Source organism: Chloroflexus sp. (assembly GCF_034435895.1).
GTDB lineage: Bacteria > Chloroflexota > Chloroflexia > Chloroflexales > Chloroflexaceae > Chloroflexus.
In genome coordinates, this window is sequence record NZ_DAOTWH010000045.1 from 1 (window position 1) to 13214 (window position 13214).

8 protein-coding genes are annotated in these 13214 nt (G+C 61.5%); all 8 read right to left on the reverse strand.

Annotated features, from left to right (window positions below):
* Positions 1–162 precede the first annotated feature (162 nt).
* Positions 163–1374, reverse strand: a complete 1212-nt coding sequence (locus U9R81_RS02700) for a PP2C family protein-serine/threonine phosphatase (protein ID WP_322493994.1) — start codon at positions 1372–1374, stop codon at positions 163–165.
* Positions 1375–1566: 192 nt separating this feature from the next.
* On the reverse strand, positions 1567–2715 hold the full coding sequence (locus U9R81_RS02705) for a glycosyltransferase family 4 protein (protein WP_322493995.1): 1149 nt from the start codon (positions 2713–2715) through the stop codon (positions 1567–1569).
* On the reverse strand, positions 2715–4103 hold the full coding sequence (locus U9R81_RS02710) for an FAD-dependent oxidoreductase (protein WP_322493996.1): 1389 nt from the start codon (positions 4101–4103) through the stop codon (positions 2715–2717). The genes U9R81_RS02705 and U9R81_RS02710 overlap by 1 nt, the downstream gene beginning before the upstream one ends.
* Before the next feature lie 1576 nt (positions 4104–5679).
* Entirely contained in the window at positions 5680–9423 is a 3744-nt protein-coding gene (locus tag U9R81_RS02715; protein ID WP_322493997.1) for an FtsK/SpoIIIE domain-containing protein, read from the reverse strand.
* Positions 9407–9739 carry a hypothetical protein gene (locus tag U9R81_RS02720; RefSeq protein ID WP_322493998.1) on the reverse strand — a complete coding sequence of 111 codons (333 nt, stop codon included), beginning with the start codon at positions 9737–9739 and terminating at the stop codon, positions 9407–9409. Before U9R81_RS02720 ends, U9R81_RS02715 begins: the two co-directional genes overlap by 17 nt.
* A gap of 12 nt (positions 9740–9751) precedes the next feature.
* The gene (locus U9R81_RS02725; protein WP_322493999.1) at positions 9752–11842 is read right to left on the reverse strand and encodes a hypothetical protein; all 2091 of its coding nucleotides are present in this window, start codon (positions 11840–11842) and stop codon (positions 9752–9754) included.
* Positions 11839–12633, reverse strand: a complete 795-nt coding sequence (locus U9R81_RS02730; protein WP_322494000.1) for a hypothetical protein — start codon at positions 12631–12633, stop codon at positions 11839–11841. Before U9R81_RS02730 ends, U9R81_RS02725 begins: the two co-directional genes overlap by 4 nt.
* A gap of 73 nt (positions 12634–12706) precedes the next feature.
* Positions 12707–12985 carry a pyrophosphorylase gene (locus U9R81_RS02735; RefSeq protein WP_322494001.1) on the reverse strand — a complete coding sequence of 93 codons (279 nt, stop codon included), beginning with the start codon at positions 12983–12985 and terminating at the stop codon, positions 12707–12709.
* Positions 12986–13214: the final 229 nt, after the last annotated feature.

Genomic DNA, 13214 nt, shown 5'->3' on the forward strand with positions numbered 1-13214 from the left:
TTGATCGCTTGGCGATGCTTGAAGGGTCGGTGCTGCGCTCCCCGCTCCCGCGCCAGTGAGAGCGGGTTTGGGGCTGAGGGTCAGCAGCCCGCGCAGCGGAATGCAGACGGCCTGCCCACTATAGCTGCTCCGCAACGGCGTGGGTAAAAGCAACCCCTCACCTCACGCCGCGCTGCGCCGGCGGACAACCAACATCGTCAAATCATCCTCAGGCTGTTGACGGCCAGTATACGCCATGACTGCTTGTTGAACGGCTGCGAGGCGGTGATTGCTACCGCCTAATGACGGATCAAGCGTTGCCAGCAGCCGATCCTCGCTAAATAGCGCGCCGTTGGGCGCCCGCGCCTCAGTAACGCCATCGGTATAGGCGAAGAGCGTATCGCCTATCACTAGCGTGGTTGTCTCGGTTGAAAAGTGCGCATTGGTGATCCAGCCGGCGGCTGGTCCAGTCGATAACAACATTTCAACGCTACTGTCAGCATGGAGCACAACTGGCGCTGGGTGGCCAGCATGCACATACCGCATGGTTCCGCTAGCCGGATCGATAATCACGCAGAAAATGGTCGAGAAGATGCGACTCGCGTGATGGTGGCGCGCAATATACTCGTTGGTCATCGCCACTGTGTGGAGTGGATCGTCGCCGTTCAACGCAGACTGTTCGGCAAACGCGCGCAAGAGCGACCGGGTTAACGCCATAAAGAGCGCGGCTCCAACACCTTTATCACACACATCACCAAGCAGGCAAACTAGCCGTTGATCGGGCAAGATAAAGGCATCGTAAAAATCACCGGCTACTTCTCGCGCTGGCACAAAAGTGGCTGCAATCTCCCAGCCGGCAATGTGCGGCAGCCGTTCCAGCAAGAAATCGGCTTGCATGCGCCGCCCCAGCTCGAGTTCATAGCGGATCGCCATCAGATACGCTTGCTCTTGGTCAAGCAACCGTTTTCGTGCTAGACAAGCATTGACTCTAGCGTGTAACAGTGTCGTGTTAATCGGCTTTGTGAGATAATCTTCTGCGCCTGCCTCAATGCATCGCACTACATCGTCGATCGCATCAATCGCCGAAATGACGATAACCGGAATGTGGCGCATTCGTGGATCGCGCTTGAGCTGATCTAGCACCGTAAACCCATCCATTTCGGGCATCATCAGATCAAGCAAGATGACATCGAAAGGTTGCTGCTGCGCGAATTCTAATCCCTGCCGCCCATCGACAGCCGTGACGACCGCATAGCCGCGCCGATGGAGTTGGTGCGCAAGCAGGTATCGATTGTGTTCGCTGTCGTCAATGACGAGTATCCGTCCGGTGGGTTGGGCTGCCATAGCGATAGTAACAATATGGTTCGGGTTTTGCAGCCGTTCTGCGCGCGACAACAGGGTTCCAGAATACACGCTTAAGCTGAAAGCGGCATCTGAAGTGCAGCCAGCTAACTGTTACATTTTCCATTCAATTGCTGCTTGATGCCAGTGGATTGTGATCCTTGGTCGAGCTGTAGAAATAGAGACGGCGCTACCCTTCAATAAAGTTTCTACTATTGCAGACTATCATACCATGGCAAGTGACACTCAGTGTTGCCTATGCGCACTCGCTTGCCGGTAGGCTGTTTCGGCAATAGGGGCAAGGTTAGGCCACGCCAAACGGTTTGCAGCCGCTTTTGCGGCGGCGCGTAAGCGGGCGCGCGCTGTTTCATCGGCCAACAGTTCAAGCGCGGCGGCGGCCAGCTCCTGCGCATCGCCTGGTGGCACGAGGAGGCCAGCGTCGGGGGCGAGGTAGTCGCGGGCCGTGCCGACATCGCTCGCCACGATCGGCAACCCGGCTGCGATCAGCTCGACCAGTTTGGCCATCCCGCGCGCGCGGTTGATCAGCGTGTCGCGAATCGGTGCCAACGCGACATCGGCGCTGGCGAGCAACCGCGGAATTGCCGCCGGTTCTTGCCAGCCGCAGTTATCAATCATCGCTGCCCAACCTTGCGCCGTTGCGAGCGCCAAAAGCTGCTGTTCTTCGCCGCGCTCGCCTTTGCCGATCAGCAAGAGGCGCGTGTCAGGTCGGGCGCGGTAAATCGTTGCCAGCGCTGCGGCTACTTCGGCCAGATCGAGTTCCCAGAAGCGGGTGTAGAGCACAATCGTGGGGTGAGGGGCTGGCTGCAGCGGCAACGGCTCAGTGGGTGGCGCGCCGTTGGGCAGATAAAAGACGCGCTGCGGGGGAACACCCATAGCCCAGACCAAGGTTTCGAGCGTATGCGAAACGACTGTGACCGCGCCAGCGCGGCGTGGCAGATCGCGCTCTTGCCACGCAAACAATGCCTTGGCCGCGGGCGGATACGGCAGTAGCTCGTTCCATCCACCCGGCCCTTCCCAATCGTCGCAATCAACCACGAGCGGCACTCTGCCACGGGCCAGCACCGCTAACCCACCGAATCCTTTGGGTTTGAAAAGGTGGAGAACATCGGGCCGTAATCGGCGCGCGCTGCTCCAGAGCGCCACAGTATGCCAGAGGGCTGCCGGCGGGCCGCCCAGAGGCGGCGTGGGGGTATGTGTCACCGTTACCCCGCCGTAGTCGCGAGTTGTGCCGCCGTCAGCCGGATTATGCACCGGCGGCGCCACAATCATAACGGTGTGGCCGCGCCAGTGCAATGCCTGCGCCAATGGCAACATTCGGGCCAGTAGAGTGCCCTTCGGTCTGATGCCGAAGGGCGCGATCATCACAATGCGCATCAGCGGCCAGCTCGGATAATCTCCATCATCTCTTCTACCCGCGTCACCTTCACCCGTGGCCGGCCCTGCGCCGCTCCCTGCGCCGTTTCATACTCGTTCAGCCGCTGCCAATCGGCATAGGTGACAAAATCAACCCCGCGCTCGTGCAACAGATTGGCAATATCGCCGGCAGGCGGCGTGTTCGGCAGGTTGGGCAAGTCAGCCAGCATACTGTTAACGGTGGCAACCGCGTCGGGTTTATTGGTTCCGATCACCCCTGATGGGCCGCGCTTGATCCAGCCGACCACGTACTCGCCGCGGATCGGCTCGCCATTTGGCCCATTCAGTACCCGGCCATCGCGATTAGGAATGGTGCCGCTCGCCTCATCAAACGGCACATCGGGCAACGGCTCGCCACGATACCCGACCGAGCGCAGGATCATCCCGCAGCTCAACTCCTCGGTCACGCCGGTGCCGCGCGGGCGCAAGCTGCCATCGGCGGCCTGCACCAACCGGTTGCGCTCGATCGTCACGCCGGTTACCCGGCCATCCGCGCCGTGAATAGCGATCGGCGAAACAAGGAAGCGCATCACGATCCGGCGCGGCGCACCAGTATCGCCGCGGGCGGCATACTCACGCAGCATCTCCACATTCTTCGCCGCGGTCTTATCCTCAGCCATCGCCGCTTCACTCAGCGGATCAAGCTCAAGGTCAGCCGGATCAACAATGATATCAACCCCCTTCAGTTCGCCAAACTCCTTCAACTCTGGGTTGGTGAAAGCAGCCTGCACCGGCCCGCGCCGGCCTAGCATCACCACTTCGCGCACCTTGCTCTGGCGCAGCGCGGCCAGCGCGTGGTCGGCAATATCGGTTTTGGCCAGCTCGTCGGGATCACTCACCAAAATGCGCGTCACATCCATCGCAACATTGCCGTTGCCCACTACCACGACCCGCTCAACATTCAAATCAACGTCAAGATCGCGGTAATCGGGCCGGCCATTATACCAGCCAACGAAGGCGGTCGCCGGCATGCTGCCGAACAAATCCTCGCCGGGAATGCCCATGCGCCGATCTGACTGTGCGCCGACGGCGTAGACGATCTGATCGTAGTAGGAGCGCAGGTCAGCGTGGGTGAGATCAACGCCAAAGGTGACATTGCCGAAATAGCGAACGTTAGCGTGGGCGGCCAGCTTGTCATAAATGCGCGTAACCGCCTTGATCGATTGGTGATCGGGGGCGACTCCCTCGCGCACCAATCCATAAGGCGTGGGGAAGCGGTTGAAGATGTCGATTTGGCAGACCAGATCTTTTTGTTTGAGCAGAGCTTCAACAGTGTAGAAACCGGCCGGGCCGGCGCCAACAATAGCGACGCGCAGCGGGCGCTGAGCGCTTCCCAGAGGTTCACTCACGGCGCACTCCTTCGTTGTTGTATAGTTGCCTCTTATCCGATTGTGATATACCGCACAGATACCCGCAATGTACCATGTCTCTTACGTCATGTCAAACGGCGCTGTACCGCTTGCTTGAACCGGCTTTGGTCTGCTGCTGCTCTACCTCGTTGCGATCAGTGATCGCTATGCCCTGCTCTGCTGAAGCGGAGCGTTAGCAGGTTGTTCGACAAGCTTTCATGGCGCAGCGTTCGGTTTGCTTATGCAGATATAGAAACTCCCTCTTCTCCCCTGTTGTTGAGTGGCGGACCGAACACTTGGTTGAGTGCAACCGTTGATCGCTTTGCGATGCCGCAACGCTCGGTTCGCTGCTCCTCTCTCCCGCCCTAGTTCAAGGGCGGACAGATCTGTCCGGCGCCCGGCCCTTTAGGGCCGGGCTAGGCTTATGAAGCCCGTTGCGCGGGCTGATTCCCCCACCCCTTGCCCCTCCCCCGCTGGGGGAGGGGTGATGGGGTGCGCAGCACGGGGCTTAACGGCATCGCACAGCGATCGACAGTTATACTCGATTAAATGCTCTATCCGCTTCTCAACCCGCGCCAGTGGGAGGGGTTGGGGGTGAGGGCAAGGTATTGACCGCCAAGGGCGCGGAGGATGCAGAGGATGATCCCAAACCAAAACCTCTTTGCGCCCTTGGCGTTAAAACCGCTGCGCCTTTGCTCGCTTTGCGTCTTTGCGTTGACGCCCTCACCCCCCGACTCCCGCTAGGGGGAGTCGCTCCATTGGTGGGACATGCCCTGCTCGCGCGGAACGCAGCAGTGCCCCTCTCCCGTGTCGGTGGGAGAGGGGCCGGGGGTGAGGGTACACCGGCGCATCACAAAGCCATCAACTGTAGCTGCGCTCATCCATGCTGTTTACCCCTCAACTATCATTGTTTCGGAAACAATGCCCCCGAAGCCAGCGCCCGCTTTCCTCCTGTCATTGCGAGGGGGCGCCGCCCCCGAAGCAATCTCCTTCTTCAGCGGAAACGGTACGCTCAGGCACGCGCTCGCGCTGAAGCGGGGATTGCTTCGGTCGGGCGGCCCCGCTGCGCTGGGGGCGCCACTCCCTCGCAATGACAGCCGAACACGCCGCCGCGCCCGCGCAATGATATCAGCACACATTGCGGGGCGCTGGCTTTCTCCCTCCCCCGCTGGTTGAGGGGCGGACAGAACATCTGATTGAGTACAACGGTTGATCGCTGTGCAATACCTCAATTCAGTGCTACACTCCCCTCTCCTGCGCCAGTGGGAGAGGGGCAGGGGGTGAGGGCGAACCGGCGCATCTCACAGCCATTAACCACGTCTACGCTCATGTGTTCTGTCCGTTCTTGAACCCGCGCTAGTGGGAGAGGGGCAGGGGGTGAGGGTCAGCAGCCCGCGCAGTGGGCTTCGTAATAGTAGCCCGGCCCTTCAGGGCCGGGTGCCGGATCCCATGGTCCGTCTGCCCCTCTCCTGCGCCAGTGGGAGAGGGGCAGGGGGTGAGGGTGAACCGGCGTATCCCAAAGCTATAAACCACATCTGCGATCGCACTCCTCGCACCCTCCATATATGAAATTTCTCTACTCTCCCGCTACCTGTATCATCACCGGTTCATCATCACCATTCACTAACAGCGCCCGCCCCGGCGGTTGCTCGCTGTGGCGCTGATCAGGCAGGGGCAGATTGAGGCCGAGCAAGCGTGTGCCGGTGTCGTACCGTCCCGGCCAGAGTACGATCCCGTTGCGCGCACCGTCAAGCGCGCGCAGCAGCGGATCATCGGCATAGCTGATCCCGGCGGCGATGATCAAGTGGAACGGTTCGTTACCGGTTTGGGCCAATTCAACCAACTGATTGAACAGGTTGGGCGTGGCGCTGTAGCTTTGGGTGAAGTGGTCGCGCCAGCGTTCGCGACACAGATGGTAATCGTCAATGATCAAGAGTTGCCGGTTAGTTGTTTCGCGGCGTAATGCGCTAAGTTCAGCGTTTAGCGCCGCTAGCCCGGCTTCGTCAGCGATGTAGCGTATTGTTGGTGCGAGCGCGCGCAATTGGTTCAGGCTGCGGCGCGGCCCGTCGATGATGATCAGATGCGCTGGTGGTGATGCCGTCAAGGCACTATGGGCTAGCGTGATCAGAGCCGTACTTTTGCCACTGCGACGCGGCCCGATCACCAGTGCGTGCGGTGTTTCTGGGCTGAGGCGCAGTGCTGCCGGGCCGGGAGGCTCTGCCGCCCAACTGCACGGTAGGCGCAGGCCGACAGCGCATTGGCTGGCTGGCGGTAAGGCGCTTTTCGCCAAGCGTTCGGGCAACAGCGCCAATGGCGGCGGGCCGCCAGCGGTTGGCGGCGTGGTGTGTGCTAGTGCCGTCGCTTGGGCCCGGATAGCCAGTGCCAGTTCGCGGCTGTCACTGGCTTCGACACTGCCAGCCGGCAACGCAATCTGCACTTCCAACAGACCCTCATCGCTATGCTGCCAGTAGCCGCGCCCGGCTATGGCTGGCGGCAGTTGGGATGGCGGTCGCTGACCAAAGGAATCGGCGTAGTCGTTGAGATCAGGCATCCGCAGGGCCAGCCGTTGCTCGAACTGTGCCGCCAGCCGGTAGGGGAGGTCGGATGGCCGCTCGGCGCTCACGATCAGCCGTAACCCCAGATCGCGTCCGTTGCGGGCCAGCCGGACCAATTCAGCTAAGTCGCTCTCGCCGTAAGTGTCACGCAGTTCATCGCGCACTACTGCCAGCCGGTCAATGACCAGCAGTACTGGCGGTCCCGGCGGCTGGCCGGCGCTCACGCGCACGCGCCGTTCGCGCAGGTGGTTGTCGAGCTGGTGCAACAGAGTGAGTAACGCTTCACGATCAAAGGGTTGCACCACGGCCCCAACGTGCGGGAGATCGGCTAAGGCGCTTAAGAGCCGGCCATCGCCATCGATCAGATAACACCAGAGCGCATTGGGCCCACATCTTCCGGTAAGGTCGAGGATAATGCGAACCAATGTCACGCTCTTGCCGCTGGCTGGCCCGCCAAAGATCGCCAAATGGCCGGCGTTGAGATCGATCACCAATGGGATTTGCCGGCTCTGCTGGGGTATGTCGAGCAGACCGGCCACTGCCTGTAAGCCGCTTGCCGGTGTATGGAGGGTCAGGTGCGCCGGTAGCAGCGGCTGCCAAATGGGCGGCGGTTGCCAGTTGAGCGCGGTGAGATGAGCGCGTCCGGCTGTGCATAGTTGTTGGGTAATCACCTCAAGATCACTCTGGCCGTCAGGTTGGGTAGCTAGCCGGGCGACTTGCATGAGCCGCACCTCACCGCCGCTGCGCACATAAGCCCGTCCGGGCAGTTGCGGCGGCAAAAAGGCGGCGTCGGGACGTTGCAGCATTTCGCGGCTGTCTTCGCTGCTGCCCAGCCGCAAAGCGATGAAGTAGCTCAGTTGGCTGCGGATCTCGTCACTGACCACGCGCGCCGGTTGTTGGGTGGCGATCAACAGATGTACTCCCAACGAACGGCCCTGCTTGACGACGCGCACCAGTGCGCTGACAAAATCGGGACAACTGCGGGCCATTTCATCAAATTCGTCGAGCACGATCAACAGGTTCGGCAACGGTTCTAGCGGGTGTTGGCGTGCGAGCGCGCGATAATCGGCGATGTTCTCAAGATGAATGCCATACTGTTCGGCAACGGTGCGCAGCATGGTCTTGCGCCGGCGCAATTCGCTGCTGATGGCGGCGATGGCTCGTGTTGCCAAGCGATCGTCGAGATCAGTCACCAGTCCTGTGGTGTGAGGGAGATGCGCAAACGGAGCGAGCGCCGCACCGCCTTTGAAGTCGATCAGCAGCACGTTGAGCCGGTCGGGGCCATGGGTGGCGGCCAGCGCGACAATGATGGTTTGCAACAACACGCTCTTGCCGGCGCCGGTTGCGCCAGCGATGATGCCGTGCGGGCCGTGACATTGTTCGTTTAGATTGAGAGAAAACGGCTTTCTTTCTCCCAAGGCGCCAATCGGCGCTTCGTGCCATGCCAGTGGCGGCGGTTGCAACCAGCGGGGTGGCAGGCCATCGCCAGCCGGCAGCTCAAGCAGCTCGAGCAAGCGGGCGTGGCGCGGCAGATGCTGGCCGGCCCCGATTTCAGTCAGACGGATCGTTGCCAGCCGGTTGGCGAGTTGCTCAATGCTGGCCCGATCGAGCAGATCGGGTTGGAAGGGAGTGGCTGGCCATGCTTCGCCTGCCCGTGTCCACCTGCCCATTCGTTGATCAACTTCGACCACTGCCGCGCAGTATTCGGGCACATTGGCCCAATCATCGGCCAATACCACGACAATCAGGCCATACGCGCCGCCATCGCGAAGGAGTTGGCCGAGCGCGGTGTAGGTGGCGACCAGCGCGGCGCTATCGACCATGATCACCACCGGTACTGGGTTTACCACGGCGGCTTCGCGTCGCCGGCTCAGTTCGTCCAGCAGGAAAGTTGAGAGGCGATCGATCGCCGCCGGTTCAATCGCAGCCAGTACCCTCCCGGCCTGTGGTTCGCCCGGTGTCTGGCAGTGGGGCAAGCGCGCTATCCATTGCCAGTCAGTGGCCGTGTTCGTCTGCGCAATCAGCGCGATGCGCAGCTCAGCCGGCGCATGCAAAGTGGCGGCTTGCGCCAGCAGCGCGTATGCTAACCCCACCACCGCCGGTCGCGGCCCGGCAATACCGAACGAACCGAGCTGGCGCAAGGGCAAGCAGATCGGCACCTGATGCAAGGTGGCGTATTCAGCCAGAAGCTGGTCGATCCGGCGGTCAGCCGGCGCTCCCGGCGGGATCACGGCTCGGCTCGTCGCCGGCAGCGTTCCGCTGCCCACACGCAATTCTAGCGCATCATCATCGCTCAACCGGCGTTCCCATAGCCGTGGCTCCGGCGCGCGGGGCCGGCCATCGGCCCCAGCGATCCGCAACAGTTCCGCCGGATCGGGCGCTAAGTAGCGCCGGGCCGCGCGCTCTTCTTCGTGCAAGCGGCGTAAGCGGGCGCGCGCTGCGGCTAGTCGATCGGTAAAGAGCGTCTGCTGCTCAGCATGGTCGCGCGCGTTGCGCCGGGTCGTGTCTCGCTCGTTGAGGAGCGTGATGCCGCTGCTGAGCACCCCTAACACCAACGCCGGCAAGGCTGCCAACCATGAACCGTAACCAATCAGTGCGCCGGCACTGAACAGTAACGCCGCGATCACTGGTAACAGCGCCTGTAACCACATAGTTGCTGAGCGTGGCTGCGGTGGGTTAGGGGGCGCGGGTAATTCCACCGTCTCGGCGCGCCAGCGCGGACGCAAGCGGGGTGGCCGGTTAAACAAACTAGGGTTGTCCTGCATACTGCGTTGCTTGCTGAGCGGCTTGTCGTTCGCGGTTGATCCGATCTTGTTCAGCGCGCGCTCGCGCGCTGGCTTGGGCTATCGCATTGGCTGCGTGCAAGCATTGTTCGCGCAAGCGAATCGCCTCAGCCTGTAGCGCAGCGTGGCGCGCGGCCCATTCGCGCTGGCGCGGACCTTCCCATCCGCCTAGCAGCGCACTGGCTGCGCTCGCCCGTTGCCGGGTTGCCGCATCGATCGCACTCGCCATGCGCCGCAAGGCGCCACTTGCTTCATCGGCGGCGTTCCAATCCCACCAAACATCGCTCCGGCCTGACATAGACAGCTCCTGCTATGCCGATAACGGCGGTTCCTGAAACCAGTCGAGTTCAACCGGCGGTCGTTCGGGCAATACCGGTGGAGGCAGCAACTCAAATTCGGTGGGATCAACTGTGAACGGCAAGGTCTGCGCCTCGACCGGCAGCCGGCTGTAGTCGAACGTTTCGTAGGCGCTATGCGCCACACTCGGTTGATCGAGCTGGTGGTTGTTGATCTCGAACACCACATCGCGGTAGCGCGCGTCATCGTGCCCGGCACCGACCGATTGCGCTAGCTTATCGTCACTGTCAACGTAATGCCGCACCGTCACCGGTTGATTGTTAATCACCAGCGGTACGTCATCCCATTCGCCTTGCGGGCGTACTGCTCCGAGTGTGACGACGCTGGTTAAGTGAATCTGGCGCTGGGCCAATGCCGCCTGCACCACCGGATCGTTACTTAACAGAATGCACATCCCGCCCCCCATACTGTGTCCCATCAGGTGGAGGGTGCTGCCTGCCGGCATCTGATCGATCAGGCGTATGATCCGCTCGCGCACAGTTTGGTAGTAGGCATTGTGATCAAGCCGCTCTTTCCCGCTAGCCGTCTCGATCACCGAAACCAGCCCATTGGTTCCATACGCCATATTGTCGAGATTGAGACCGCTGATCCCAACGACGTATTCGTCTTTGCCGACCCGCGCTGCCCGCACTTCTTCGCCGAGGTAAGGGCTGATCAGGCTGTGCGGTGTCGCTTGCAACGCTGCTGGTGTGATCCGGTATGGCCGGTTCGGATCTACCATACATTCGTGCGGCGGGAAGACTGCGTTCACATCGGCGTAGCCCTCTGGCTCGGCTTCCGGCCCTGTGGTTGGGCGGGTGAGCGGCCTCAGCATCAGGTTCAAGCGTGTATCGCGGTTGATCTGTTCGAGGTAGCTCACCAACACACGCATTTCATCCAGTGATAGGTATTGGAAAGCGTTAATCCAAAAACCGCTTTCTAACAGCTTCGGCACGTCAGCCGGATTCTGAATGATAGCAGGCAACCGCGGGCCGCTAATAAGGCCCAGCATCGCACCCGCTTGGGCGCTGATGAGCCAGAGCATTGCCGGATGCAGCGCCAGATCTGGTCTAGTCGTGGCGATCGTGCTGCTCATCACGAGACTTTGCTGCAACAGGTGCCAACTCTGTGCCTGGTTGGGCACGAGTGGCAGCCATGGCCCCAGCCACTGCATAGTTTGGAAATATGCGGATTGCCACGCCATCCTCGTGCCGTGTTGGACAAGCTCAGTACAAGCATCGGCGAGCCGTTGCTGCATCGCCAGTGACAACAAGGTAGGAGCCGCTTGCCACACGAGCGGCGCGATCCATGCGGCCAACGCGCCGAAGCTGGCGGGGGTGAAACGCGCCGGCCAGCCGGGTTGGGGCAAGAGTGTGATTGGCGCTGGCCACGTGTGCAGGTGTTCCAACGCCTGCACGAGCCACTGCCGGGTGGCGATCACGCTCAGCGCCGCTTGCCAAGGCAACCATGGCACAATCGTCACCAAGCCGGCTTGCGCCAACCAGCGCCCGTGCTGTATGGATCCGTCGCGCAAAGCCGGCCAAACGCCGCTGAGCCACGTTGGGTTCCAGCGGCTCGCTATTTGGCTTGACCATTGCATCGCCAGCCGCGCCGCGATCCGTATGCCTAGGCTAGCCGGCGCGAATGGCCGCGCCGGTACACGCAATTTCCAGATGAACCGGAAGGCGAGGCGCGCGCCGAGATCGAGCGTGGGCAACCCCGGCCAGAGGGGGCGCCGCCCTGCTAAGCGATGGGCGATACCGGCGCTCATCATCGCAACCGTGGCCCCAAGGATCGGCGAGGTGAGGCCACCGCGATCGGCGGCTTCGATCCGGTTGGCGGTATCGCTCACCCATGCCGCCACCTCGTTGATGGCGCGGCAATGGCTAAATAGTGAATCGCTGAGACCGTCCACCCCCGCTACCGCATACTCGCGGCAGCGGCTGCCGAAACGGCTCAACGCTGTCGCCAGACTGCGCGCTTCGGCCAGCAGTTGTTCCTGTTCGGCGGTGATGGTCGTCGCATATTGGCGCAACTGGGCAGGAATCGCAGCGACAGTGTTCATGCAGCCTCACAGATCCAAGCGCCAAGTTCACCTATCCGTTGGCGCAGGCTATCACCGCCGACTGGCCACAAAGCCAAGCGATCATCGCGATCTGATGCCGGCACGGCCCACCACCCGCCGTTGCGTCCGGCAATCAGCAATGCGCCGCGCGCTTCCGGTTGGGGTTGCCGCATGTGCCGGATAGCTGCCAGCGCATAGCGGGCCGGTTGCGGGCCGATCGCGGTGACAAAACTGCGCGCTAGTGTTGTTGGATGACCTTGCTGCTCTAACGCCCAAACCGCCATGTGCTCATCGTTGTGTTGCAACGCATTGAATGCGGTCAGCAGCGCTTCGCCGCTAAGCAGCAACGGCGTCTGGCGCTCTGGTTCACGCAGGTTGGCCGGCGCCAGCATCCCCAACATCGTGCCAGTCACTTGGTCAGCGCCGGTAAGCGCCTCGAACCGATGGACATCGGGCGCCGGACTGCTGTGCAGCACAAACCGATTGCCAGCGCGGCTGATATGGCCGAGCTGGGTGGGCGGGCCGCTGGCTACAATGAGCAGGCTATCGGCGAGTGCGGCAGTGCGGAGCATATCAGCTAAGGCGGCATGCGGTGTAGGCGGGCTTTCTGGCGATGCGGGCAAGACCAAGAGATTGCGCGCCACCAGACTGCCGGCCGCGGCGCTCAGCGCACCCTCTAACGCTGGCCGCGCCGGCAATGTCCCCTGCCCAAGGGCAAAGGGGCGCGGCAATTCGAGCAGGCCCAGTAACAAGAGCAACTCGGCGTGGCTGATTTGAAAAGCGAGTGACATCTCAGTTTCTCCGTTTCACTCCATAGTGACGTGTGATGGGCCGGCGAGCGCGCATCTCGCCGGCCATCTGCTGCTACTGCCCGCCCGCCTGCATAATGTTCTGATTGATCTGGGCAACCTGCCGGCGTAAATCCTCCAACGCACTCTGAATAGCCATTAACTTTTGGTGCGTTTCCGCCCAATGAGCACGGAATTGCGCCGCCAGCCGCCCATCCCAATTGTTCGGATCCGACAAAAGCTGCCCTTCCCGGTTCAGATCGCCAATCTGCTGCAACAATGGCCCCTGCACAATCCGCTGAAACCGTTCAATCGCCTCACGCGCCGTCGCCGTTGAAAGTACCCGGTCGCTCATACCAACCTCCTGTCAATGCCAGCGAAAAACACCTTGCATGAATGAAACCGCGCGAGATCGCCAAAAGATTCGCGGAAATTTCGCCCAATTTGCCGGCGCGCCTAAGCTGGTTTGTATGGCGACAAATCGCATTCTGATGGGATAAACCGGTGTATGACGAGCCCGCTTGACAAAATCAGCGGCATTCGCTATACTACCCAGCGTTGCGAGGGCAACGGTCTCACCGACA